This is a genomic window from Brevibacterium sp. OS20 (genome assembly GCF_056837565.1).
This window is the reverse complement of record NZ_CM166367.1, coordinates 910,343-934,018: the sequence shown is the minus strand read 5'-3', so window position 1 is coordinate 934,018 and position 23,676 is coordinate 910,343. Positions and strand designations below refer to the sequence as shown.

The 23,676-nt window shown below is 65.7% G+C and carries 20 protein-coding genes and 3 tRNA genes; 16 read left to right on the top strand and 7 right to left on the bottom strand.

All coding sequences use genetic code 11. The annotated features are described in order from the left end of the window. Nucleotides 1–177 precede the first annotated feature (177 nt). The 3 genes from ACVZTU_RS03950 to ACVZTU_RS03940 all read left to right on the top strand — a co-directional run bounded on the left by ACVZTU_RS03950 (nucleotide 178) and on the right by ACVZTU_RS03940 (nucleotide 2,774). Nucleotides 178–975, top strand: a complete 798-nt coding sequence (locus ACVZTU_RS03950; RefSeq protein ID WP_482401466.1) for a transporter substrate-binding domain-containing protein — start codon at nucleotides 178–180, stop codon at nucleotides 973–975. Nucleotides 976–1,203: 228 nt separating this feature from the next. Then, a complete protein-coding gene (locus tag ACVZTU_RS03945) occupies nucleotides 1,204–1,998 on the top strand; it encodes an amino acid ABC transporter permease (RefSeq protein WP_139469379.1) in 795 nt (264 codons plus the stop codon). Next, a complete protein-coding gene (locus ACVZTU_RS03940; protein ID WP_482401465.1) occupies nucleotides 1,995–2,774 on the top strand; it encodes an amino acid ABC transporter ATP-binding protein in 780 nt (259 codons plus the stop codon). The genes ACVZTU_RS03945 and ACVZTU_RS03940 overlap by 4 nt, the downstream gene beginning before the upstream one ends. A gap of 14 nt (nucleotides 2,775–2,788) precedes the next feature. On the opposite strand, the gene ACVZTU_RS03935 is transcribed toward ACVZTU_RS03940, so the two are convergent. Both ACVZTU_RS03935 and ACVZTU_RS03930 read right to left on the bottom strand, forming a co-directional pair. Then, nucleotides 2,789–3,805 carry a proline racemase family protein gene (locus ACVZTU_RS03935; protein ID WP_139469203.1) on the bottom strand — a complete coding sequence of 339 codons (1,017 nt, stop codon included), beginning with the start codon at nucleotides 3,803–3,805 and terminating at the stop codon, nucleotides 2,789–2,791. A 12-nt stretch (nucleotides 3,806–3,817) separates the two neighbouring features. Continuing rightward, nucleotides 3,818–6,640, bottom strand: a complete 2,823-nt coding sequence (locus ACVZTU_RS03930) for an aminotransferase class I/II-fold pyridoxal phosphate-dependent enzyme (RefSeq protein WP_482401464.1) — start codon at nucleotides 6,638–6,640, stop codon at nucleotides 3,818–3,820. A gap of 188 nt (nucleotides 6,641–6,828) precedes the next feature. Here ACVZTU_RS03930 and ACVZTU_RS03925 point away from each other — a divergent pair, with 188 nt between their 5' ends. Both ACVZTU_RS03925 and ACVZTU_RS03920 read left to right on the top strand, forming a co-directional pair. Beyond that, nucleotides 6,829–8,550: a thiamine pyrophosphate-dependent enzyme gene (locus ACVZTU_RS03925; protein ID WP_482401463.1), complete on the top strand. Its 1,722-nt coding sequence runs from the start codon at nucleotides 6,829–6,831 to the stop codon at nucleotides 8,548–8,550. Nucleotides 8,551–8,628: 78 nt separating this feature from the next. Further along, a complete protein-coding gene (locus ACVZTU_RS03920) occupies nucleotides 8,629–10,260 on the top strand; it encodes an amidohydrolase (protein WP_482401462.1) in 1,632 nt (543 codons plus the stop codon). 62 nt (nucleotides 10,261–10,322) lie between these two features. Here the strand turns inward: ACVZTU_RS03920 and ACVZTU_RS03915 are convergent, their stop codons facing one another. Further along, nucleotides 10,323–11,687, bottom strand: coding sequence for an aminotransferase class III-fold pyridoxal phosphate-dependent enzyme (locus tag ACVZTU_RS03915; RefSeq protein ID WP_482401461.1), 1,365 nt, complete (start codon nucleotides 11,685–11,687; stop codon nucleotides 10,323–10,325). An 88-nt stretch (nucleotides 11,688–11,775) separates the two neighbouring features. Here ACVZTU_RS03915 and ACVZTU_RS03910 point away from each other — a divergent pair, with 88 nt between their 5' ends. After that, nucleotides 11,776–12,387 carry an IMPACT family protein gene (locus ACVZTU_RS03910; protein WP_482401460.1) on the top strand — a complete coding sequence of 204 codons (612 nt, stop codon included), beginning with the start codon at nucleotides 11,776–11,778 and terminating at the stop codon, nucleotides 12,385–12,387. A gap of 35 nt (nucleotides 12,388–12,422) precedes the next feature. On the opposite strand, the gene ybaK is transcribed toward ACVZTU_RS03910, so the two are convergent. After that, entirely contained in the window at nucleotides 12,423–12,923 is a 501-nt protein-coding gene (gene ybaK / locus ACVZTU_RS03905) for a Cys-tRNA(Pro) deacylase (protein ID WP_101546357.1), read from the bottom strand. 207 nt (nucleotides 12,924–13,130) lie between these two features. Then, complete coding sequence (locus ACVZTU_RS03900; RefSeq protein ID WP_139469193.1) at nucleotides 13,131–13,478, bottom strand: metallopeptidase family protein; 348 nt, start codon at nucleotides 13,476–13,478, stop codon at nucleotides 13,131–13,133. 168 nt (nucleotides 13,479–13,646) lie between these two features. Here ACVZTU_RS03900 and ACVZTU_RS03895 point away from each other — a divergent pair. From ACVZTU_RS03895 to ACVZTU_RS03855, 9 genes are all read left to right on the top strand, one after another. Continuing rightward, nucleotides 13,647–13,719 (top strand) — tRNA-Glu (locus ACVZTU_RS03895). Between the two features lie 37 nt (nucleotides 13,720–13,756). Further along, a tRNA-Asp gene (locus ACVZTU_RS03890) sits at nucleotides 13,757–13,830 on the top strand. A 71-nt stretch (nucleotides 13,831–13,901) separates the two neighbouring features. After that, nucleotides 13,902–13,974: transfer RNA gene (locus ACVZTU_RS03885), tRNA-Phe, on the top strand. A 155-nt stretch (nucleotides 13,975–14,129) separates the two neighbouring features. Continuing rightward, a complete protein-coding gene (acs, locus tag ACVZTU_RS03880) occupies nucleotides 14,130–16,079 on the top strand; it encodes an acetate--CoA ligase (protein ID WP_181271029.1) in 1,950 nt (649 codons plus the stop codon). A 149-nt stretch (nucleotides 16,080–16,228) separates the two neighbouring features. Further along, nucleotides 16,229–17,098, top strand: coding sequence for an SDR family oxidoreductase (locus ACVZTU_RS03875; protein ID WP_482401459.1), 870 nt, complete (start codon nucleotides 16,229–16,231; stop codon nucleotides 17,096–17,098). Between the two features lie 59 nt (nucleotides 17,099–17,157). Beyond that, the gene (locus ACVZTU_RS03870) at nucleotides 17,158–18,141 is read left to right on the top strand and encodes a patatin-like phospholipase family protein (protein ID WP_434593877.1); all 984 of its coding nucleotides are present in this window, start codon (nucleotides 17,158–17,160) and stop codon (nucleotides 18,139–18,141) included. Nucleotides 18,142–18,218: 77 nt separating this feature from the next. After that, nucleotides 18,219–18,716: a hypothetical protein gene (locus ACVZTU_RS03865; RefSeq protein WP_139469186.1), complete on the top strand. Its 498-nt coding sequence runs from the start codon at nucleotides 18,219–18,221 to the stop codon at nucleotides 18,714–18,716. Nucleotides 18,717–18,780: 64 nt separating this feature from the next. Beyond that, complete coding sequence (locus tag ACVZTU_RS03860; protein ID WP_139469184.1) at nucleotides 18,781–20,226, top strand: sugar porter family MFS transporter; 1,446 nt, start codon at nucleotides 18,781–18,783, stop codon at nucleotides 20,224–20,226. Between the two features lie 9 nt (nucleotides 20,227–20,235). After that, complete coding sequence (locus tag ACVZTU_RS03855) at nucleotides 20,236–20,598, top strand: universal stress protein (protein WP_482401458.1); 363 nt, start codon at nucleotides 20,236–20,238, stop codon at nucleotides 20,596–20,598. 7 nt (nucleotides 20,599–20,605) lie between these two features. Here the strand turns inward: ACVZTU_RS03855 and ACVZTU_RS03850 are convergent, their stop codons facing one another. Continuing rightward, a complete protein-coding gene (locus ACVZTU_RS03850; RefSeq protein WP_482401457.1) occupies nucleotides 20,606–21,412 on the bottom strand; it encodes an isocitrate lyase/PEP mutase family protein in 807 nt (268 codons plus the stop codon). A 41-nt stretch (nucleotides 21,413–21,453) separates the two neighbouring features. Further along, a complete protein-coding gene (locus tag ACVZTU_RS03845) occupies nucleotides 21,454–22,164 on the bottom strand; it encodes an ArsR/SmtB family transcription factor (protein WP_259356932.1) in 711 nt (236 codons plus the stop codon). A 137-nt stretch (nucleotides 22,165–22,301) separates the two neighbouring features. On the opposite strand from ACVZTU_RS03845, the gene mgtE reads away from it, so the two are divergent. Next, nucleotides 22,302–23,669: a magnesium transporter gene (gene mgtE / locus ACVZTU_RS03840; protein WP_139907040.1), complete on the top strand. Its 1,368-nt coding sequence runs from the start codon at nucleotides 22,302–22,304 to the stop codon at nucleotides 23,667–23,669. The last annotated feature ends 7 nt before the right edge of the window (nucleotides 23,670–23,676 follow it).

Genomic DNA, 23,676 nt, shown 5'->3' with positions numbered 1-23,676 from the left:
GTCAGCCAACCGCGAAGGCGGCAAGACTACGATTTCGTCACAACCGCCTCGGCGATCATCAAAGCGTCATAGGTGTGACCCAGTTCACGGTAGGATTCCTCTCAGACATTGCCCAGACACGGATGTCCGGGCAATCCGTTTGCGTGACGAGACCGTCACCGATCCCCTGGAGGAACCATGAAACGACGCTCGAGCCTGGCCATTGTGGCAGCCGGCGCCATGCTCGCCCTGTCCGCCTGCGGCGGCGGAGGCGATTCCGAACCTGCAGCGACCGCCGAAGGCGGAGTCCCCCTGGTCAAGGAAGGCAAACTGACCACCTGCACCCATCTGTCCTACCAGCCGTTCCAGTTCGAGAAGGACGGCGAGGTCGTCGGCTTCGACGTCGACATCGTCGATGCCGTGGCGAAGAAGCTCGGCGTCGAGCAGGAGATCATCAACACCTCGTTCGAGACGATCACTTCGGGCGCGGAGTTCAACCAAAGCAAGTGCGATGTCGCGGCAGCGGCAACGACGATCACTCCTGAACGCGAAGAGGCCACGGACTTCTCCGAACCGTACTTCGATGCAAACCAGGCGATCCTGACAAAGGCCGACAAGACCGCGAAGGACGAAAAGGCGCTCAAGGGCTTCAAGATCGCAGCTCAGGCCGGAACCACGGGCCTCGACTACGCGACCGAGCACTTCAAGGACTCCGAGGTCATCACCTATGAGGATCTGCCGCTCTCACTTGAAGCGCTCAAGACCGGTCAGGTCGACGCCGTGATCAATGACAACGGGGTGCTCTACAACTACAACACCGAGAACAAGGGCTTCGCGGTCGGCTTCGACATCAAGACCGACGAGCACTACGGCATCTCGACGAAGAAGGGCAACACCGAGATGAAGAAGGCCGTGGACGACACGATCAAAGAGATCAAGGGCAACGGCGAGTACGACAAGATCTACAAGAAGTGGTTCGGCGACGCACCGAAGTGACCACTTGCGAATGGGCGGCCGGCTGCGATCTGTCATTGCAGCGGGCCGCCCGTTCGGCTGAGTTCTACCAACCTGCCTGAGTCCCAACCGACACTCACGGCACGCACCCCGGCGGACACCCCCGCCACAGCTTTTCGAAGGACAACCATGTCAGCTCCCACAGCGAGCGAGGACGGCCGCCAGACCGGCCCTGCCGTCCCGGCCGCCACCGCCACTCCGAAGGCCAAGATGAGCAAACGCCAGAAGGCGAAGCTCTCCCGTGGCATCCAATACGCCATCCTCGTCGTCATCGCGGTCCTCGTCGCGGTCTTCGCCGACTGGCCGACGCTCATCGATTCCTTCGGCCGCATCGACATCGCCACGGGCATGTTCCCTGACGTCATCACGATGGCCTTGAAGAACACCGTGGTCTACACGTTCCTCGGCTTCGCCCTCGGCCTTGTCATCGCGTTGTTCGTCGCGCTCATGCGCCTGTCCTCCGTTGGTGTCTATCGCTGGCTGGCGACGATCTACATCGAGTTCTTCCGCGGACTGCCGGCCCTCGTCGTCTTCCTCGTTTTGGGATTCGGCATGCCTGTGGCCTTTCCCGGTTTCAATCTGCCGCAGCTCATCATCATCATGATCGCCCTCGGCCTCGTCTCCTCGGCGTATATGGCCGAGACGATCCGCGCCGGCATCCAGGCGGTGCCGAAAGGTCAGATCGAAGCCGCCCGGTCACTCGGCATGTCCTCGTCACGTGCGATGTTCACGATCGTCCTGCCGCAGGCGATGCGCATCATCCTCCCGCCGCTGACGAACGAGCTCATCCTGCTCGCGAAGGACTCGTCCCTGGCCTACATCCTCGGCTCCTCGGTCGACGGCCGTGAGCTCGCGGCACTCGGCCGCGCCGAGATCGTCAACACCGCGAACCTCACCCCGTTCATCGTCATCGCGCTGTGCTACCTCATCATCACGATCCCGCTGTCGTATCTGTCGCGGGTGCTCGAGCGCAAATACGGTTCCGCCGATTCAGGAGTGAAATGATGACCACCACCTCGCACGCGTCGACAAAGACGCCGATCATCGCGATCCGCAACCTCCAGAAGAGCTTCGGCACGAACCAGGTCCTCACCGACATCAACCTCGACGTCGTCAAAGGTGAGGTCGTCTGCGTCATCGGCCCCTCGGGCTCAGGCAAGTCGACGATGCTCCGATGCATCAACACGCTCGAGACTCCAACCGGCGGCTCGATCGTCGTCGACGGCATGGACATGACCGACCTCGATCTCGACATCGATGCCGCCCGCACCCGCATCGGCATGGTCTTCCAGTCCTTCAACCTCTTCGCCCACCTCACCGTGCGCGAGAACCTCACGATCGCGCAGACGAAGGTCCTCAGGCGATCGAAGGCCGAGGCCAACAAGGTCGCCGAGGCGAACCTCGCGAAGGTCGGGCTGTCCGAGAAGATGGAGGCCAAGCCCGGTTCGCTCTCCGGCGGTCAGCAGCAGCGTGTGGCGATCGCCCGTGCACTGAGCATGGACCCCGACGTCATGCTCTTCGACGAGCCGACTTCGGCGCTGGACCCGGAGACCGTCGGTGACGTCCTCCAGGTCATGCGCAACCTCGCCGAGGCGGGAATGACGATGGTCGTCGTCACCCACGAGATGGAGTTCGCCCGGCAGGTCGCTGACCGCGTGGTCTTCATGGACGGCGGAGTCGTCGTCGAGGCAGGTCCGGCCAAAGAGGTCATCGGCAACCCGCAGGAGCAGCGGACGAAGGACTTCCTCTCCCGCGTCCTCCACCCCGGCCAGCTGGGCTAGCCGCCGGTCCTACTTCAGAGCGAGAAGCCGGCGGGGAACGGGTCGCTGGGGTCGAGCATGAACTGCGAGGTCGCGGTCAGCCAGGCGCTACCGGTGATCGTCGGCACCACAGCCACATGTTCGCCGACTCTCGTCTCCTCGATCAGCCGTCCGGTGAACGAGGTGCCGATGAAGCACTGATTGACGAAATCCGTGTTCAGGCCCAACTGCCCGCGGGCATGCCGGACGGCCATGAGCGCGCTCGTGCCTGTGCCGCCGGGCGACCGATCGAGCCAGCCGGGATAATTGATGAGCACATGGCGGGCATCCGGGATTTCGCCGTCGGGCCCGGGCCCCGTCGGCGGCGTCAGGAACACGACGTGCTCGCAGCCGCGGAATCCGGTCACCGGATGCACGGGGTCGAGCTGTTCGTTGACCGCAGCCATGATCTCGCGACCAGCGGAGATGAAGTCCTCAGCCCGGTCGCGCTCGAACGGGATGTCGACGTCGGCGGCGGAGACGAAGGCGTAGAAGTTCCCGCCGAAGCCGATGTCGCAGGCGATCGTCCCTCGCCCGGGCACCTCGACGGTCTGGTCGAGGACATGCGCATACGAGGGAACGTTGACGATGGTCACCGACTCGGCGCGACTGTCCCGGACGACCACCTCGGCGGTGATGAGCCCGATCGGAGCGTCGAGACGCACGGTCGTCACGGGTTCGACGACGGGCACCATGCCTGTCTCGACGAGCACGGTCGCCACAGCGATCGTGCCGGCCCCGCACATCGGCAGCACGCCGGTGACCTCGATGAAGAGCACTCCCCAGTCCGCGTCGGCACGGGTCGGCGGCTGCAGGATCGCTCCCGAGAGCCACCCGTGGCCGCGGGGTTCGCACATGAGGAAGGTCCGCAGATCGTCGGAGTTCTCGATGAACCACTCCCTGCGTTCGGCCATGGACTCACCGGGGAGTGGCCCCACTCCCCCGGTGACGACGCGAACGGGCAGCCCCTCGGTGTGGGCTTCGACGGTCTGGATGAGACGGTTGGTCTGCACGGTCGATCTCGCTCAGCTCTCCAGGACCTCTTTGAGGATGACGCGGTAGCCCTGGCGGGAGTCGTAGCCGTGGATCTCTCGGGTGTCGAGCGCGGACATGAAGTCGAGCACCTCGGCGGTGATGACCTGTCCGGGCACGAGCACCGGGAACCCGGGCGGGTACGGGGTGACAAATCCGGCTGAGACCGGCTGTTCCCCGTTCTCGACGCGGCGTCGCAGCTCATGCGGCAGCACGTGCTCGATGTTCTGGCGACGCAGACCCGCATAGTAGGCGGTGCGCAGGTCGCCGTCGGGCAGCTGCTTCGACGGGTCGTCGGCGGGCACCTCGGCCGCGTAGTCGGGGGCGAAGGCCGAGAAGTCCGGCAGCGGGGGCATCACCGCGGCGGGTTCAGTCAGCGCATCCTGTTCCTGGAGTTCGTGCGGGTCGGTGAACTTCCCCGCCAGTTTGACCAGCACCTCGATGAGGTAGGCGACGGCCGAGCGTGAGGTGCCGATGTTCGTCATGAACAGCACCGTGTTCCGGCTCGTCTTATTCACCTGGATGCCGTAGCGGTCCATGAGGTGCTCGTGCTTGAACGTGTCCCCGTCGACTCCCGTGCCCGAGATCTCGACGGTGATGCGGCTGGGATCGACGACGAATTCATCGCGGACCCAGGCATCCCACATCGTCGACAGACCATCGCGCAGCGGCATCGTCCGTTCGGTGACCCGGTACTCCTCGGGGATGAGGTCGGCGGCGGTGAGCACCTTGAATGTCTTCTTCAGCAGCGGGTGACGCGCGATCGCCGAGGACAGGCTCATCGCCAGGTCGAGCTGCTTCTGCACGAGCGCGAAGCCCTCCATCTCCACCTGCCTGCGGCCGAGGTCGAGGGAGGCGAGGATCTGGTAGTTCGGCGACGTCGAGGTGTGGGTCATGTACGCCTCGTGGAAGGCCTCCTCGGCGCCGGCGGAGAACTCCTGATCGTAGACGTGGATCATCGATCCCTGGCGCAGCGCGGTCAGCGTCTTATGCGTCGACTGGGTCGCGTACACGCGGATCGTCGCATCCGGCGGGGGCAGCAGGTCCTCCTCCAGCCACTCCGAATCGGGGGCGGGGGCACCGGTCTCGGGATCGAACAGGCGCTTCTGCTGCTCCCGGTACGCCGCGGCGTGGGCGTTGGTGGCGAGGTTCTCCTCGAGGGTCTCCGCGGCGACCATGGCGGTGCGCTTGCGGGTGACCGGGTGGAACCGGGCGAAGGCGAACCACGCTTCGTCCCAGAGGAAGACGAGGTCGGGTTTGATCGCCAGGCATTCTGACATGACCTTGTAGGGGTCGTAGACGATTCCGTCGAAGGTGCAGTTGGTCAGGGTGATCATCCGCACCTCGTCGAGGCGGCCGGCGGCCCGGTAGTCGAGCAGCAGCTGCTTGATCCTGTTCAGCGGCACTGCCCCGTAGAAGGCGACGTCGTTGAGCGGGTACGCCTCGAGGTAGGCGGTGCGGGCTCCGGTGAGCATGAGCGCATGGTGGTGGGACTTGTGGCAGTTGCGGTCGACCATGACGACCTCGTCGGGTGACACCACCGCCTGGTGGACGATCTTGTTCGCCGTCGACGTGCCGTTCGTGACGAAGTACGTGCGCTTGGCGCCGTACGCGCGGGCAGCCAGCGACTGCGCCTTCTTCAACGTGTGCACCGGCGCGAGCAGGGAATCGAGCTCACCGGAGGTGGCACTGGATTCGGCCAGCAGCAGGTTGAGCCCGTAGAAGTCGACGAAGTCGCCGATCCACTTCGACCCGACGACGGAGCCGCCGCGGGAGACGGGCAGTGCGTGGAAGACACCGGCCGGACGGCGGGCATGCTCACGGATCGCGTCGAAGAACGGTGTGTCGTAGAGGTGTTGGATGCGGCGCAGCAGGGACAGGTGGAGTTCGAACTGGTCCTCGCGGCGGAAGACGCGACGGAACCGGTGGGTCAGGGCACCTGCGAGGCTTTCGATATGGGCGCCTGCCATGAGGTAGAGGTCAAGTTCGGGGCGCAGATTCGCCAGGGTGTCGGCCAGCCGCAGCACCCGGCGCACCGAATTGAGCGGGCTCATCGGCGCCGTCGGCGATTCCTTCGTCGAGGTGTGCGCGAACTCGATGGAATCGCGCAGGTCACGACTGAGCACCTCGCGGGTGTTGTCGGTGAAACCGGGGCGGATGACGCAGGCGAGCAGGTTCGGGTTCGTCAGGGCCGCCGCCACCGCATCGTCGGCGGTGGGCACGATGACGTAGTCATAGATGAACTGGTCGGAGGCGTTGCGGAGTTTGAGCAGATCCGTGTGCAGCTCATCGCGGCCGCCCTCGGTGGTCTCATCGACGATGAGGACCTCGAAGCGAGGACGGGTGTCCTGGCGGTCCTTGAGTTCGGCGCGCTCATCCTCGGTGAGATCGTCTTCCCCGGTATCGGGCACGGTGGTGCCGCGCAGCCGATTGACCGCACGCGTGATCATGTCGTGCGCGCGGTCGAATTCGCCGTTCGAGAGCAGGTCGGTGATCTCCTCGACATAGCGCTGACCGAAACCTGCCCAGTAGAGCTCGATCGTCTTCAGCGAACGCAGCGAGCGCCACACCTCGCCGTCTTCGGCGATCATCGAGAAGTCCCCGCCGCTGACGGCCAGGCGTTTGATCGCGAACTTCAGGTACTCCCACGCGTCCGAACGCAGCCGCCACGTGCTCGCCGGCATTCCCGGATCCCGTTCGAGCTGCGCCCGGCGCGGCGTCGAGGGGGCTCCGACGCGACCGTGCCTGCGGCCGCCGCCGAGGTCGGTGGGCTCAAACTCCTGCGCCGTTGCCTGGTCGGAGTCGATTCCGGTCATGCGAGAGCCTCCTGGCTGTCAGTCTCAGTCCCCACCCCGGTCCGGTGTGGAATTCCTGCTCACGGGCTCAGTCGGCGGACCGTACTGATTCCGTTGTTGCACGATCATACGACCTCACAGTTTCGAATGGGCAGGGTGGTGGGCAGTTGAGACAACCACAGGAGGAGAAATGATGATAAGCATGGGGTATGGACACCTCCGCGTCTCTTTCTGCAGGTCATCTCATCGTCGAGGAACTCGAAGCACACGGAGTCACTCGCACTTATCTGGTTCCCGGCGAGTCGTATCTCGACGTCATCGACGGACTCCGCGATTCGGCTATCACCCCGATCGTCTGCCGCCAGGAGGGCGGGGCCGCATACATGGCCGTCGCCGAGGGGCGGATGACCGGGGTTCCCGGCATCGCCATGGTCACGCGCGGTCCCGGTGCGGCGAACGTCAAGGTCGGCGTCCACACCGCCTACCAGGATGCGACCCCTCTCGTCGTATTCGTCGGACTCATCCCCACCGATCATCGCGGCCGCGAATCCTTCCAGGAGTTCGATCTGGACGGCTGGTTCTCCTCGACCGCGAAGAAGGTGCTCACCCTCGATGATCCCGATAAGGCCGCCGAGGTGGTCGTCGACGCCATGCACACCGCCGTGACCGGGCGGCCCGGTCCCGTCATCGTCGGTCTGCCCGAAGAGGTCCTCGTCCGCCCGAGTTCGGGAACGGTGCTGCCCCCTCGCGTGCACGGATCGGCCTCACCGTATGCCGGGGACGTCACGGAGCTGCGTGCCCGCATCACCGCTGCCGACCGTCCCGTGCTCATCATCGGCGGCGAGGACTGGTCGCCGTCGACCTCGCGGCGCATCGCCCAATGGTCGCGCGACCGCGGGCTCGGGGTGCTCGGCACCTTCCGCGCCTATGACGGCATCGACCACGACAGTCCGAACTTCCTCGGCATCTTGGGCTATGGTGCGTCCCCCGTCGCGAAGAGGGTCCTCGCCGAGGCGGACCTGCACATCTTCTTGGGCTGTGTCCGCACCGATGTGGCCACCGACGGGTTCAGCAACGGCGTCGACCAGCGCACTGTCGTCATCGGCCCCGATGCCGATGCGCACGGCCACTTCGGTCGCCTCGACCAGCACATCGTCACCTCGGTCGGCCGGTTCGCCCAATCCCTGTTCACCGAGGAGGGAACCCGCACGTATTCGGTGTCCTCCGACGGCTCGATCGACGAACCGCCGCTCGGCGATGCCCTGTCCGAGGCGGCAGGGGACGCCGTGCAGCTGCCGGCCTGGGTCGCCGAGGCCCGGGCCGAGCTCGAGGCGTGGCGGAAACCGCAGGTGGCAGGTTCGGGGTCGGCAGCCTCGGCGGGATTCGTCGACATGGACGAAGCATTCGTCCATGTGCAGGACCTGCTGCCGGACGACGCAATCATCACCTACGGGGCGGGGAACTTCTCCGGGTGGGCGACCAGGTTCCTGCCCACGCACGGGTTCCCCTCGGCGCTGGGCCCGCGCAACGGATCGATGGGATTCGGTCTGCCGGCTGCGGTCGCCGCCGCGCTCGTCCATCCGGAACGGGCGGTGTTCTGCATCGCCGGTGACGGGGACTTCCTCATGAACGGGCAGGAGATGGCCACGGCCGTCCAGCACGGCGCGGACATCACCGTCGTGCTCAACGACAATTCGGTCTACGGCACGATCCGCGGTCATCAGGACCGCGAATATCCGGGCCGGGCCACGGCCACCGCACTGCAGAATCCGGACTTCGCAGCCATGGCCACGGCGTTCGGCGGGCTCGGCATCCGCGTCGAGCGGACCGAGGACTTCCGCGACGCGTTCGAGCGGGCGCTGGCACACAAGGGGCTCTCGCTCGTCCACTGCATCACGGATCCGACCGTTCGCGGGGCGCGCCTGCCGTGAACTCAGCAGCGGCCTGCCGTGAACGGTCTGTTGTGAACGGTGGGGCGGATGGCGAACGAATCTGACTAAGGTGGATGCATGAGAATCGACGCGATCTTCACCGACCTCGACGCATTCACCCTTGATCCGGCGCGCCCGCGGGCGCAGAGGATCGGGGTGTGGGGCAACCGGATCATCGGCTTCGACGAGGAGCTCGACGGCATCGATGCCGATCGTGTCGAGTCCCTGGGCGGGGCGACGGTGCTGCCGGGCTTCAACGACGTCCACTGCCACACGACCTGGTTCGGTCTCACCCTGGCCTCGGTCGATGTCACGGCGCTGCCCGGCGGTCTGCCCGATGTGTATGCCGCACTCGAGAAGGCCGCGGCGACGACTCCGTCCGGGGAATGGATCGAAGCCACGGGGTATGCCCACCGTGACTACGACGGGCAGTATCCGGACCTGGCCAGACTCGACGAGATCACCGGGGACCGCCCCCTGTTCATGCGGCAGACGTCCGGTCATGCCGCGATCGCCAACACCGAGGCGATGCGTCGGGCGGGGATTCTGGGCCCCGGTTTCGAGGAGCCGGTCGGCGGCAAGGTCGTGCGTGACGCGGCCGGACATCCGACGGGGCTGATCGAAGAGACCGCGCAGACTCTGGTGCAGGATCTCATCCGCCCGTATTCGCTCGACACCGTCGTCGACGCCCTCGATCTCGCGACGGCGTACTACGCGAAGGAAGGCATCACGTCCTTCGGCGAATGCGGCATCGCCTACGGCTGGATCGGGCACTCCCCCATCGAGATCAGCGGTTACCTGCGAGCCCGCGAAGAGGGCAAGCTGCGGGCGCGAGCGCAGCTCATGCCGCAGGCCGACGGGCTGCACCCGATCGCGGCGAACTCCGCCGACGGGTTCGGCATCGGTCTGGATGCGGGACTGCGCACCGGCCTCGGCGATGATCTCATCTCTATCGGGCCCGTGAAGTTCTTCATGGACGGTGCCCTGTCCGGCGAGACCGCGGCACTGCGGGAGAACTACGCGGGCAAGGACCACCCCGGCTATCTGCAGGACGACGCCGAGGTGCTTCGTCAGCAGATCCTCGACACCTATGCCTCCGGCTGGTCGCTGGCCGTGCATGCCATCGGTGATGCCGCCGTGGATGCTGCGATCGCCAACATCGTCGAGGCGCAGACGCGCTATGGCCGCAGGGCGGTGCCGAACCGGATCGAGCATGCCGCATTGGTCCATGACGAGCACCTGGCGACGCTGGCCGAACACGGTATCGTCGTCACCCCGCAGGCGGCGTTCGCCGACGGCATCGGGGACGGGATGAACGCTTCGCTCGGGCCGGACCGCCGGCACCTGATCTACCGGGCGAAGTCGTTCGTCGATGCGGGTGTGCCGATGGCCGGCAGCTCGGACCGGCCGTGCGCCGACGGGAATGTGCTGCGCGGGATCGAAGCCTATGTCACCCGGAAGACCCGCGACGGGGACGTCATGGGTTCGCCGGCCGAATGCTTGAGCGTCGATGAGGCGATCGCGGCTTACACGGTCGAGGCGGCGAAGGCCTCGGGCCAGGGCGCGGACAAGGGAACGCTGAGCCGAGGCAAGCTCGCCGACTTCGTCGCCCTGGAAACCCACCCGCGGGACGTGGCCCCCGACGAGATCGCACAGATCCCGGTCCGCGCGACAATCCTCGGCGGCAACTACACCCACCAAACCCCCTAGTTACTACCTGACGGCGGCCCAGCAACCTCGCGCGAGGTTGCTGGGCCGCCGTCAGGTAGTAATTAGTGGGGGAAGTCTAAGTCGGTGAGGACCTTCTCGAAGACTCCGAGGCCGCGCTCGAGGTCCTCTTCGCTGATGTTGATCGGCGGGACCACGTGCAGCCGGTGGTAGTTGTTGAACGGGATGACGCCGTGTTCCTTCAGCGCCGCCACCACCGAGGCGACCTCGGGTGAGCCGCCACCGTAAGGGGCCAGCGGTTCCTTGGACTCCTTGTCCCAGACGAGTTCGATCGCCCAGAACGCTCCGGTGCCGCGGACCTCGCCGACGTGCTTCGAGTTCTCCGCGATCTGGCGCAGCCGCGGCCCGATGATGGTCTCGCCGATACGCGCGGCATGCTCGATCATGCCCTCCTCGGCCATCGCGTTGATCGTCGCGACCGCTGCGGCGCACGCCAGCGGATGCCCGGAGTAGGTCAGCCCGCCGGGGTAGACGCGTTCGGCGAAGGTCTCGAAGATCGCCTCGCTGATGACGACTCCGCCCAGAGGCACGTACCCGGAGTTCACGCCCTTGGCGAAGGTGATGAGATCGGGGACGATGTCGAAGTGCTCGAAGGCGAACCACTTGCCCGACCGTCCGAACCCGGCCATCACCTCGTCGGCGATGAGCACGATCCCGTGCTCGTCGCACAGCGCCCGCACACCCTGCATGTACTCCGGACTGGGCACCATGATGCCGGCGGTGCCGGGAATGGATTCGAGGATGATCGCGGCGATCGTCGCCGGTCCTTCCAGTTCGATGGTCCGACGCAGGTGCTGCAACGCACGGTCTGTCTCTTCGGCCTCAGTGGTGGCGTGGAATTCCGAACGGTAGAGGAAGGGGCCGAAGAAGTGAACGACGCCAGATTCTCCGGTCTCGTTCTCCCACCGGCGCGGGTCACCGGTGACGTTGACGGCAGTCTGGGTTCCACCGTGGTAGGACCGATAGCGGGAGAGCACCTTCGTTCGCCCGGTGTGCAGACGTGCCATGCGGATGGCGTGCTCGTTCGCATCCGCTCCGCCGTTGGTGAAGAAAACGTGGTCGAGCCCGGCTGGAGTGCGGTCGGTGATGAGGCGAGCTGCTTCGGAGCGGGCGGCGTTGACGGTGGCCGGGCTGATGGTGCACAGCACATCGGCTTGGTCCTTGATCGCCTGCACGACGGCCGGATGCTGGTGGCCGATGTTCGTGTTCACCAGCTGCGAGGAGAAGTCGAGGAACTCCCGACCCTCACCGTCGATGACCGTCGACCCGTGGGCGCGGGCGACGGTCGGCGGGTCGATGAGTCGCTGTGCCGACCACGAGTGGAAGACGTGCGCGCGGTCGAGTTCACGGGCTCGGGCGGATTCGTCCTTGAGCGCTGCGAGGTCGGCGTCGTCGAGATGGTGCACCATTGTCACCCTTTCACTGAAGTACCGGGGATGAGCGCGGAATCCGCGCCCGTGGGCTCATCGTAGAACACATTCGACTACAGTGACGAGCATGTCTTACCAGACCATCGTCAGCCCCGTCGAGGCCGAGATCGAGATCAAGAGATCCCGTCTCCTCGCCCGCCTCTCCCCCGCCGCGGATGAGGCCGAGGCCAGGTCCGTCATCGCCGAGGCGCGCGCCGAGCATCCGAAGGCCCGCCACCATTGTTCGGCGTTCGTCCTCGACACCGATTCGCGCACTCAGCGCTTCAGCGATGACGGGGAACCGGCCGGCACTGCGGGCGCTCCGATCCTCGATGTGGTCACCGGTCATGATCTGACCTTCGTCGTCGCCGTCGTCACCCGGTATTTCGGGGGCACCCTGTTGGGCGCGGGCGGGCTCGTGCGCGCTTACGGTCAGGCCACCTCGGCGGCCGTGGATGAGGCGAGGATGGTCACCCGTCGTGAACGCGTCCCTGTGTCCGCACACGTCGACTATGCCCAGGCCAACGCCCTGGAGCGGGCGGCCGGGAACCGGGGGTGGACGACGCGGGCCGACTACGGCGGTGAGGTCGGACTCGATGTCCTGGTTCCCCTCGCCGAGGTGGCCGATGCCGTGGCGATGTACGCCGACCTCACCGCCGGTCGGGCAGAGCCCGAGATCGGTGAGGTCGAATGGGTGTGAGGCCGAGGATCGACGTTCTGATCAGCGAGAGCTGATCAGTCGAGCGCGGCGATCTTCGCGACCTGGGCGTTCGTGAGCATGACGAGATCCTCGGGGCGGATCTCGATCTCGAGACCGCGACGGCCGGCCGAGACGAACACCGTCGAATGGTCGAGAGCTGTGCGGTCGACGACGACCGGCACGGCATGGCGCTGTCCGAACGGAGAGACTCCGCCGACGGGGTAGCCGGTACGACGTTCGGTCTCGGCGACGCCGGACAGCTGGGCCTTCTTCGCTCCGCGCGCGGAGGCCAGCGCCTTGAGGTCGAGCTGACCGGAGACGGGGACGAGCGCGGTCACGGGCTGCCCGTCGACCTGGATCATCAGGGTCTTGAACACCTGGTCGGAGCTGACGCCGAGTTTGTCGGCGGCCTCCGAACCGTAACGGCGGGTGGCGGGGTCGTGGTCGAAGCTGCGCAGGCTGTAGTCGATGCCTGCCAGATTGAGTACTCGCACGGCCGGGGTCGCCGCGCTGGAAGTCTTGGATGCAACTGTCATAAGGGGGTAGTGCCTCCTGCCCGCAGGTCAGCGGGGCCAGGAGGCGCAGCTTTCACGGCTCCGTGTCCCCGCATCGATACGGACGGAATGTTGTATCGGTGCTGATAGGTACCCGCCCACAATAGGCGAAGTAGGCTTGCGGACGCCAATTCCCGTGACGTCAAGTGACTCGTCGGTAAGCCCGTCAACCCCTTCGGCCGGAGACGCTCACCCCCACCCGAGTTCGTGGAGCCGATCGTCATCGAGCCCATAGAAATGGGCGATCTCATGAACGATGGTGACGACGATCTCCTCGCGCAGGTGATCGACATCCTCGGCGAAGTCGATGAGGTTGTCACGATAGATGAAGATATTGTCGGGCATCTCGAACCCGGCGACTCCCCGCTCCCCGATCGGTGTGCCCTCATAGAGGCCGAGCAGGTGTCGATCACCGTTCTCCGGCCGATCCTCGACGAACAGGGCGACATTGTCCAGCTGTTCGGTCACCCCGGCGGGCAGCAGATCCAGGGCTTCGCCGAGGATCGCGTCGAACTCCTCATCACTCAGGGCCACCATGCCTCCCACTCTAGCGACTCCGATCCCCTCGCCGAGGCGGCCCTGCGAAACGTCGACAAACACCGTTTCCGTCGTGTGACCGAGGACACTCCTTTTCGTTTTGCATTCCTCGAATCGGGTGGGATAAGCTTAACGTCGTTGCCCACGGGGAATCCGAGGACAACCTGGGCCCCCATCGTCTAGAGGCCTAGGACACCGCCCTTTCACGGCGGCGACACGGGTTCGAATCCCGTTGGGGGTACGGTGTAAGATCGTAAGGTCTTCCATCACAACAGCAAGGCCCTGTGGCGCAGTTGGTTAGCGCGCCGCCCTGTCACGGCGGAGGTCGCGGGTTCGAGTCCCGTCAGGGTCGCGGAGCATAAGGCTCTTCTTCGGAAGAGCCTTTGTTTCTCTCGACATACTTCTTCAGTATGTCGGCGACTCGGCTCTGTAGCTCAGTTGGTAGAGCGTTCGACTGAAAATCGAAAGGTCACCGGATCGACGCCGGTCGGAGCCACAACACGGAAGCCCCGCTTCCCCAGTGAAAACTGGGGAAGCGGGGCTTCTTCGCGTCTGCGGGCACCTCTTGAAATCCCAACCGACTGGAGTAGGTTGAAGGTGAGTTCGATGACCCGCCCACGTCGTGGTGGTGCGGGGTGAAAGGAGTGCACGATGACGAACAATCCGACGATTCAGGAACTCAGCCACGAGGACAGGGCTTTCCCACCCCCAGCGGACTTCGCCGCCGCAGCCAATGCCCAGGCTGTCGAATACGAGAAGGCGGCCGCCGACCGCATCGGCTATTGGGAGGAGCAGGCACAGCGGATCAGCTGGGAGACTCCCTTCAACACGGTCCTCGACTGGTCGGAGAAGCCCTTCGCGAAGTGGTTCACCGGCGGCAGGCTCAACGCCTCCTACAACTGCGTCGACCGCCATGTCGAGAACGGCCTCGGCGATCGTGTGGCCTACTACTTCGAAGGCGAATCCGGCGATACCCGCACCATCACGTACTCCGATCTTCTGCGCGAGGTCTCAAAGACCGCGAATGCCCTCGCCGAACTCGGGGTCAAGACCGGCGACCGCGTCGCCATCTACATGCCGATGATCCCGGAGACGGTGTTCGCCATGCTGGCCTGCGCCCGCCTCGGTGCCCCGCACACCGTCATCTTCGGCGGATTCTCCGCTTCGGCGATCGCCGACCGCGTCAAGGACTGCGGAGTCGAATTCGTCATCACCGCAGACGGCGGCTATCGCAAGGGCAAGCCCTCGGGTCTCAAATCCGTCGTCGATGAGGCGATGGAGGACTGCCCCGAGGTGCGCAATGTCCTCGTCGTCCGCCGTACCGGCCAGGACGTGGACTGGAACGGCGACCGTGATCTGTGGTGGCACGAGGTCGTCGATCGGCAGCCGGAGACGCACACTCCAGACGCCTTCGATTCCGAACATCCGCTCTACATCATGTACTCCTCGGGAACGACCGGAAAGCCCAAGGGCATCATGCACACCACCGGCGGCTACCTCGTCGGCGCTTCCTTCACCCATTGGGCGGTCTTCGACATCAAACCCGAGACGGACGTCTACTGGACGGCCGCAGACATCGGCTGGGTGACCGGCCATTCGTACATCGTCTACGGTCCGCTGGCCAATGGGGCCACCTCGGTGCTCTATGAGGGCACCCCGGACACACCGCACCGGGGCCGGTGGTGGGAGATCGTGCAGAAGTACAAGGTCTCCATCCTCTACTGCGCGCCCACGGCGATCCGCTCGTTCATGAAATGGGGCCGCGACATCCCCGCGCAGTACGACCTGTCCAGCCTGCGTCTGCTCGGCAGCGTCGGTGAGCCGATCAATCCCGAAGCGTGGATGTGGTACCGCGAGCACATCGGCGGGAACCGCTGCCCTGTCGTCGACACCTGGTGGCAGACGGAGAACGGCAGCATCCTCATCAGCCCTCTGCCGGGCGTGACCGAGACGAAGCCGGGTTCGGCGATGCGTCCGCTGCCCGGCATCGTCGCCGACGTCTACGACGATGAGGGCAATTCCGTCGAACCCGGAAACGGCGGCTACCTCGTCATCAAGGAGCCGTGGCCGTCGATGCTGCGCACCCTATGGGGCGATGAGGAACGGTTCAAGAAGACCTACTGGTCGCAGTACCCGGAGGTGTACTTCGCCGGGGACGGTGCGAAGATCGACCGCGACGGTGATTTCTGGGTCCTCGGCCGCGTCGACGACGTCCTCAACGTCTCCGGTCACCGGATGTCGACCGCGGAGATCGAGTCCGCCCTCGTCGCTCATCCGAAAGTCGCCGAGGCGGCCGTGGTCGGGGCCGCTGATGAGATGACAGGGCAGGCGATCGAGGCCTTCGTCATCCTCCGGGAGAGCGCGCACGACGGCGGGGACAATGTCGTGGGTGAGCTGCGAAGTCATGTGCGGTCCTCGATCGGACCGATCGCGACTCCCCGTTCGATCATGATCGTGCCCGATCTGCCGAAGACCCGGTCGGGCAAGATCATGCGACGGCTGCTCAAGGACGTGGCCGAGAATCGCGAGGTCGGCGATGTCACGACCCTCGCGGACTCCTCGGTGATGGACCTCATCCAGAAAGGCATGAAGGAGAGCTGACCTTCCCAGGCGACGGGCGATTGGCTAACCCGCCCTTGCGTGACCCACGGCACACTGATGTACTGTTGAGTAACATCTCGTGAGGTCCGCTTGGGCGGTTTCTGCTCGCGAGGAACAGCACTGACGCCTAACTGCAAGGACGCACAGACATGACGCGTGGAACGAAGATCGCCGGCAACCGCATCCTCATCACAGGGGCCGGAAGCGGAATCGGCAGACTCATGGCTCTGGACGCGGCGGCCCGCGGCGCAGCCGAGGTCATCATCTGGGACCTCTCGGACGAACGCGGGGACGCGGTGCGCGCCGAGGTGGAGGCCGCTGGAACCAGGGCCCGATCCTTCACCCTCAATGTCGGTGATGCCGACCAGGTTGCCGCCATGGCCGAGCAGACCGGTCAGATCGACATCCTCGTCAACTGCGCCGGCATCGTCTCCGGCAAGAAGCTTCTCGACATGGAGGAAGCGGCGATCCGTCGCCTCTACGACGTCAACACCTTCGCCCTGTACTGGACGACCCAGGCCTTCCTACCCGGAATGATCGAACGCGACCGCGGTTCGGTGGTCACCATCGCCAGCGCTGCCGGCCTGACCGGAGTCGCTCGACAGACCGACTACTCGGCGAGCAAATGGGCGGCGGTGGGCTTCACCGAGTCACTGCGCGGAGAGCTGCGCGCCGACGGCAGCCGGGTCAATACGCTTGCCGTGTGCCCCTTCTATATCAATACGGGCATGTTCAAGGGAGTGCAGACGAAATTCCCCCGCCTGCTCCCGATCCTCGAAGAGAACGATGTGGCCACGCGGGTCCTCGACTCCGTCGAATCCGGTCGTGAGCAGCTGGTCATGCCCTCACTCGTCCGCCTGGTTCCGGGTGCCCGCCTCCTGCCGACCCGCGCTTTCGACAAGGTCATGGACTTCCTCGGCGTCAACCAGACGATGGACCACTTCACCGGTCGCACCGGTCTGAACCGGACGCACCGGTCACCAGAGGGAGACGTGCCGGTCACCGTCGCACGTCACTAGGCGGCACATCCTCGGCGCTGGTCCACAATGGAATCGGGGTGCGAAGGAAAGGAGCCGCCATGACGACGACCGATCTCGTTCTCGAGGGCGGCGGTGCAAAGCTGCCGGGCCTGGTCGGCGCGGTCGAAGCTCTCGCCGACAGCGGCTTCGACTTCCACCGGATCGCCGGCACCTCGGCCGGGGCCATCGTCGGTGCGCTCACCGCGGCGGGCATCGGCCCGCAGACTCTGCGGCAGAAGGTCCTCGAACAGGATTTCACCGAGTTCGAGGACCTTTCTGCTGCCTTCCGCCTCGTCCCCTGGTTGGGGCGGGTGCAGGGACTGCTGCTGCACAAGGGGATGTATGTGGGACAGACGCTCCACGATTTCCTCGCCACGGCTTTGGCTGATCAGGGGGTGCGCACATGGGGTGACCTCAAGCTCGACGATCCCGGAAGCGCAATTCCGCCGGAGCGATCGTATCGTCTCGTCGTCATCGTCTCCGACGTCTCCCGCGGCCGCATGCTCCGCCTCCCCTGGGACTACGAAGAGGCCCTCGGCGTCGATGCGGACAGTCAGTCCGTCGCCGAGGCGGTGTGCGCCTCGGCGGCCAGCCCGTTCTTCTTCCGTCCGCGGGCTCTGCCCGCCCGGCCGAATGTGGCCGGTGGAGACTCCGTGCTCGGTGCCGACGGCGGACTGCTCTCGAACTTCCCCGTCGACGTCTTCGACCGCAAGGATGCGCTGCCAGCACGGTGGCCGACCTTCGGCGTCATGCTCTCGGCCCGGCGGACGGCGGCCGCGGAATGGCGGCCCAACGCGACGACCTTCCAATACGCGAAGTCCCTGTTGTCAACGATGATCAACGCGCACGACCGGCGGCACATCGACGACCCTTCGGTGACCGAAAGGACGGTGTTCGTCGACACGACCGGCCACAGCAGTACGGACTTCGCTTTGACGACGGCCGACAAACTCGATCTCATCTCGTCGGGCCGAATGGCCGGAGAGAAGTTTCTGGCGCACTGGGATTGGCAGGAGTGGAAGGACCGCTTTGACCGGAAATGATTCTGTCCCCCATGGCCTGCGACGGATCGACGTGTAAGAATGAGGGCCCGAACCTGATTGCGAGCGAAGGAGAGATCATGAGCGAGTTCGATTCGGATGCGGCCGACCGGCTGGAAGACGACCCCATCCTCGACGATCCCGAACTCGACGATCCGACGGCCGAAGAGTTGGATGATCCCGAACTCACCGCCGCCGAAGCAGAGGCCGACCAGGTCGACGTCGACTCCGGCATCGACGATGAGCCCGCCGAGCCGACCGTCGAGCCCGGTGCCGAAGGGCCGGAAGGCACGGGCATCGAAGGGGCCGACGATGCTCTCATCGACGACGCCGGCTGGGACGACGAGAACGAGGCTCCCGGTCTCTCCGACGAGTTCAACACCGATCAGTCACCTGCCGCGGAACAGGGCAATCGTGTCGGCGACGAGATGGTCTCCGACGATGATGACGAATTCGAAGTCGCCGAGCTGGATGGCGACGACCTCGATGTCGATGCCCTGGCCGACGACGGAACCGAAGAGGTCTCGGTCATCGACGGGATGCCCGAAGTCATCGACGACTCGTATCAGGAGGACTGAGCTCCACCCCCTCCGCTTGCGGCAGGCTCCCATGTGTTAGGACTGAAGGGGAAAGGAGCCGCCCATGCCACCCGGATCCCCGCGTCGCCGATCGACGTCCACCGCCAGCACGAACTTCGAACTCCCCCACGTCGGCACGGGTCGCCCCGTCCACCGCCTCGGCATCATCGCCACGGTCGCCACCTTCGGCGGGCTGCTCTTCGGCTATGACACCGGAGTCGTCAACGGAGCCCTCGAACCCCTAAGCGAGGACTTCGGCCTGACCGCGCTGAGCGAAGGCCTCGTCGTCGCCTCTCTCATGGTCGGCGCCGCCTTCGGTGCGGTCTTCGGCGGTCGAGTCGCCGATGCCTGGGGCCGTCGCAAGACGATCCTGCTCCTGGCCGGAGTCTTCATCATCGGCACCCTCGGCTGCGTGCTCGCGCCCGGGGCGGAGTTCCTCATCGGCGCCCGCTTCGTCCTCGGACTCGCAGTCGGCGGTGCCTCGGCGACGGTGCCCGTCTATCTCGGTGAGATCGCCCCGTCGGAGAAGCGCGGCAGCTACGTCACCCGCAATGAGCTCATGATCGTCGGCGGTCAGCTTGCGGCGTTCGTCATCAACGCCGTGATCTTCAACTTCTTCGGGCATGTCGACTCGATCTGGCGGTGGATGCTGCTCGTTGCCCTGGTGCCAGCGATCGCCCTCCTCGTGGGCATGATCTTCCAACCCGAGAGCCCGCGCTGGCTGATCTCGCAGGGACGCACCGAGGAAGCTCTGGCCGTGCTCAAGCAGGTCCGCTCCCCCGAACGTGCCGAGGCCGAGATCGACGAGGTCACCCACCTCGCAGCCGAGGATGCGAAGGAGGCCACGGGCGGGCTCTCCGACCTCGGCACCCGGTGGGTGCTGCGACTGGTGATCATCGGTGCCGGACTCGGCTTCTTCCAGCAGCTGACCGGAATCAACTCGGTCATGTACTACGGAACTCAGCTGCTCACGAGCGCGGGCCTGGATTCCGGTGTCGCCATCATCGGCAACATCGCCAACGGCGTGTTCTCCCTGGCCGGCATCTCCTTGGGCATGTATCTGCTGAATAAGCTGCCGCGCCGGGTCATGTTCCTCACCGGCTACGCCCTCATCGCGGTCTTCCACACGCTCATCGCCCTGACCGCGGTCATCGTTCCTCCCGGACCGGCACAGGCGTGGACGGTGCTCGCGTTCCTCGTCCTCTTCGTCTTCTCCATGCAGGGAACGGTCGGCCCGCTGACCTGGCTGATGCTCTCGGAGATCTTCCCGATGAAGATCCGCAGCTTCGCAATGGGCATCTGCGTGTTCGTGCTGTGGATCATGAACGCCATCGTCGCCCAGTTCTTCCCGCCGCTCATCGAGGCTTTGGGCATGACGGCGACCTTCGGCATGTTCGCCGGCCTCGCCGTGATCGCCTTCGTCTTCCTGGCACTGATGCTGCCGGAGACGAAGGACAAGGACCTCGCGGAGTTCGAACGCGAATTCAAAGCCGAGTACGGACGCAGATAAGGAGCCTCCATGTCAGTCGCCGTCGCCGTCACCGACAGTCCCGAGGGTCGGCTTGCCCTCCAATCGGCCGTCGCCGAGGCGCAGAACCTCGGCACCGGGCTGCTGCTCATCAACCTCACCCTCCATGACTTCACCGAGGATGAGGTCCCCTCCGGGCTCGAGGTCACCGTCATCAATCGGTCCGGCCGCGGCGATCGCGACCCGGTCACCGCCGTCATCGACGAACTGAGCGATCACGCGGAGGTCGATCGCCTCGTCCTCGGTGTCCGTGCCCGATCGCGCGTGGGCAAGATGATCCTCGGGTCGGTCGCGCAGCGGCTCATCCTCCGCTCCCCCGTGCCCGTGCTCACCGTCCGGCAGGACGGGCGCTGACGCTGACTCAGCCCAGTTCGGTGAAAGCCCGGTACGAGAGCACGTTCTCAGTCTCCGCCGGGGAGTCGTCGGCAAGGACGGCGAGGGAGCGCAGCGCTTCCGACATCGCCGCACGGTAGAGCAGGGACCCGGTGCTGATCCGGGCCACCCCCGCCTCGGCGAGCGTCGTCCGCGAGTATCGCGGACTGGCCAGCACGTTCACCGGAACCCGGCTGCGGGCGGTGATCGTCTCGATCGTCGACAGGTCGAGGTCGCCGGGGACGAAGATGCCATCGGCTCCCGCGTCCGCATAGGCGTCGATGCGTTCGAGAACCTCGCCGAGGCTGTCCTGGCCGAGCCAGAATGTGTCGATCCGGGCGTTGACGAACAGATCCGGACACGCTTCCTTGACGGCCGCCACCTTCGCGGCCAAGACCACGGGCTCGCTCATCCGTGCGTGCCGCGAGTCCTGGATGTTGATGCCGTCGATGATGAGTCGGCCAGTGGGGTCGGCGGCGAAAGCCTCGCGCACGCTCGCGACGACGGGTTCGGGGCCGTCACCGTACCCGTCTTCGAAGTCACAGGTCAGCGGCTGTTCCGGCAGCGCCCGACGCAGAGCGGCGACGAGGTCCGCGGTGGCGGTCAGCGTCTCACGGTCCTCATCGGCGGCGCCGATGGCAGCCGCGACGCCCAGACTCGTGGTGCCGACGGCCCGGTGCCCCGCCTCGACGAAGAGCTGCGCACTGGCCACGTCCCAGGCGCACGGCAGGATGAACGGGTCGCCGGGAACGTGCAGTTCGCGGAAGGCGCTCGTGGTGCCGGTGGGTGCGGTCATCGTCGGTCTCCGTTGTTCGCTGTCGGATTGTTCGTTGGGGGTCAGAGATGATCTCTCTGTGCGCTGAACACCCAGTCGAGGCGGTCGCGCCCGTCCGCGGTGATCGTCAGAGCTCGCGAGTGCGGGCGGCGCAGGATCCACCCGCGGTCGAAGAACGTGCTGCAGATGTCGTCGCCGAGGCGACCGCCGAGGTGGGAACGACGTTCCGTCCAATCGAGGCACCGGCGCACAAGGGGGCGCGACGAGGCGGTCGGTTGACCGACTTCGAGCCCGAATGCCTCTGCGAGCCCGGCCCTCCCGGATTCGGTGATGGTGAGAGACGGATCGATCCATTCTCGCTGCATCAGTGCGGAGAAGAGCTGAGTGCCGAACCGGCCTGCGATGTGCCGGTAGCAGGTGCGGGCTTCGATGAGCTGACGGTCACGGGTCTTCGCAGCCAGCGTCGGTGCTGAGGTCATCGCTCCGCCGGCCAGAGCTCCGGTGTGCTCCAGCCAGTCGGCCACGTCGGTCGAGGCGATCTGAACATAGCGGTGTCGGCCTTCTCGTCGCTCGACGAGGACGCCGTGGTCGATGAGGACGTCGGCGTGTTCGGACATCGACGACATCGGAATCGACAGAGCGCGGGAGAGCTCAGTGAGCGTCCAGGCACGGCCGTCGAGGAGGATGGCACAGATCATCACGCGCCTCGGGTCGGCGATGGCCGACGCCAGGGCGGCGATGTTCGGTGCGGACTCCGGGAATCTCCTCGTCATGCCACCATCGTAGGGCTGTGTTGTTTCGGTGGTGCCCGAAATGTCGCGGCTGCGCGCTGTCGAGGCGAGCCCGGCGCCGCCTCGTAGATGGCCTAAGGTTGAGGGCGGAAGTTTCCGTCCGAGGTGAGGGGGCATGCGTGGCCGATACGACAGAGGGCACCGAGGCGGCCGACCGACTCGAATCCGCACTCACCGGCAGAATCGATCCCGGTACGCTCGATGAGATCGCTGGTCTGGCCCAACAAGTCCCGCGTGCCGAGATCGGACGCCTCGTCCACACCTCGACCCCGCTGCAGTCGGCGATGCTCTTCCGCGTGCTGACGAAGGAGGAGGCTCTCGACGTCTTCGAGGACCTCCCTCCGGCGTACCAGGCCGAGCTCATCGGCAATCTCCGCGAACCCGAGGTCGCCGATATCGTCGAGGGCCTCGACCCCGATGACCGTGCCGAGCTGTTCGGCGAGCTGCCCGCCGGCGTGGCCAGCCGCCTGATGAAGGGGCTGACCCCGGACGAGCGGGAGATGACGTCCGCGGTGCTCGGATACCCGAAGTCCGCGATCGGACGGTACATGTCTCCGGAGGTCCTCGGCATCCACGAGGATTGGACGGCGGCCCAGGCCATGGAGGTCGTGCGCGCCCGCATCGACGGACCCGAGACCGTCTACCTGCTGCCCGTCGTCGGTCCCGGCCGGGTGCTGCGGGGAGTGGTGTCGCTGCGCAATCTGCTTGCGGCCGATGAGGACACGATCATCGAGGACATCGTTCGTGATTCGCTGAGCACTCATGCGCTGACGGACCGTGAGGAAGCCTCGCGTGAGTTCCTCTCCCACCGACTCATCGCGATGCCGGTGACCGATCAGGAGGAGCGGCTTGTCGGCATCCTCACCATGGACGACGTCCTCGATATCGTTGACGAGGAGGACGCGGAGGACCTCGCCCGCGGGTCCGGTACGGAACCGCTGGATCGCTCCTACCTGTCCTCGACGATCATGCGTCTGGTCAAGAGCCGCATCGTCTGGCTGCTCGTCCTCGCCGTATCGGCGATCCTCACCGTCCAGGTCCTCGAAGTCTATGAGGACCGGCTCGATCAGGTCGTCGTCCTCGCGCTTTTCATTCCGCTGCTCACCGGCACCGGCGGAAACACCGGCAACCAGGCGGCCACCACCGTCACCAGAGCCCTGGCCGTCGGTGAGGTGCGCGTCCGCGATCTCGGCCGAGTCATCTGGAGAGAGCTGCGCGTGGGCGCGGTACTCGGTTCCGTGCTCGGCACATTGGGCTTCGTCGTCGCCGGACTCGTCTACGGTTGGGCGATCGGCCTGGTCATCGGGCTGACGCTGCTGTCGGTGTGCATCATGGCCGCGACGGTGGGAGGGCTGATGCCGATCATCGCGAAGAAGGTCGGGGCGGATCCGGCAGTGTTCTCCAACCCGTTCATCTCCACGTTCTGCGATGCCACGGGCCTCATCCTCTACTTCACGATCGCCACGACGGTGCTCGGCCTGAGCTGATGCCCCC

What these genes read in the sequence shown, in the direction of transcription:
- ybaK (WP_101546357.1), bottom strand. Translation starts at nt 12,923, where the DNA reads ATGACAGTTGCATCCAAGACTTCCAGCGCGGCGACCCCGGCCGTGCGA.
- ACVZTU_RS03855 (WP_482401458.1), top strand. Translation starts at nt 20,236, where the DNA reads ATGTCAGTCGCCGTCGCCGTCACCGACAGTCCCGAGGGTCGGCTTGCC.
- ACVZTU_RS03900 (WP_139469193.1), bottom strand. Translation starts at nt 13,478, where the DNA reads ATGGTGGCCCTGAGTGATGAGGAGTTCGACGCGATCCTCGGCGAAGCC.
- ACVZTU_RS03950 (WP_482401466.1), top strand. Translation starts at nt 178, where the DNA reads ATGAAACGACGCTCGAGCCTGGCCATTGTGGCAGCCGGCGCCATGCTC.
- ACVZTU_RS03860 (WP_139469184.1), top strand. Translation starts at nt 18,781, where the DNA reads ATGCCACCCGGATCCCCGCGTCGCCGATCGACGTCCACCGCCAGCACG.
- ACVZTU_RS03845 (WP_259356932.1), bottom strand. Translation starts at nt 22,164, where the DNA reads ATGACGAGGAGATTCCCGGAGTCCGCACCGAACATCGCCGCCCTGGCG.
- ACVZTU_RS03910 (WP_482401460.1), top strand. Translation starts at nt 11,776, where the DNA reads ATGTCTTACCAGACCATCGTCAGCCCCGTCGAGGCCGAGATCGAGATC.
- ACVZTU_RS03945 (WP_139469379.1), top strand. Translation starts at nt 1,204, where the DNA reads ATGAGCAAACGCCAGAAGGCGAAGCTCTCCCGTGGCATCCAATACGCC.
- ACVZTU_RS03870 (WP_434593877.1), top strand. Translation starts at nt 17,158, where the DNA reads ATGACGACGACCGATCTCGTTCTCGAGGGCGGCGGTGCAAAGCTGCCG.
- ACVZTU_RS03865 (WP_139469186.1), top strand. Translation starts at nt 18,219, where the DNA reads ATGAGCGAGTTCGATTCGGATGCGGCCGACCGGCTGGAAGACGACCCC.
- ACVZTU_RS03930 (WP_482401464.1), bottom strand. Translation starts at nt 6,640, where the DNA reads ATGACCGGAATCGACTCCGACCAGGCAACGGCGCAGGAGTTTGAGCCC.
- ACVZTU_RS03920 (WP_482401462.1), top strand. Translation starts at nt 8,629, where the DNA reads ATGAGAATCGACGCGATCTTCACCGACCTCGACGCATTCACCCTTGAT.
- ACVZTU_RS03875 (WP_482401459.1), top strand. Translation starts at nt 16,229, where the DNA reads ATGACGCGTGGAACGAAGATCGCCGGCAACCGCATCCTCATCACAGGG.
- ACVZTU_RS03850 (WP_482401457.1), bottom strand. Translation starts at nt 21,412, where the DNA reads ATGACCGCACCCACCGGCACCACGAGCGCCTTCCGCGAACTGCACGTT.
- ACVZTU_RS03915 (WP_482401461.1), bottom strand. Translation starts at nt 11,687, where the DNA reads ATGGTGCACCATCTCGACGACGCCGACCTCGCAGCGCTCAAGGACGAA.
- ACVZTU_RS03940 (WP_482401465.1), top strand. Translation starts at nt 1,995, where the DNA reads ATGATGACCACCACCTCGCACGCGTCGACAAAGACGCCGATCATCGCG.
- ACVZTU_RS03925 (WP_482401463.1), top strand. Translation starts at nt 6,829, where the DNA reads ATGGACACCTCCGCGTCTCTTTCTGCAGGTCATCTCATCGTCGAGGAA.
- acs (WP_181271029.1), top strand. Translation starts at nt 14,130, where the DNA reads ATGACGAACAATCCGACGATTCAGGAACTCAGCCACGAGGACAGGGCT.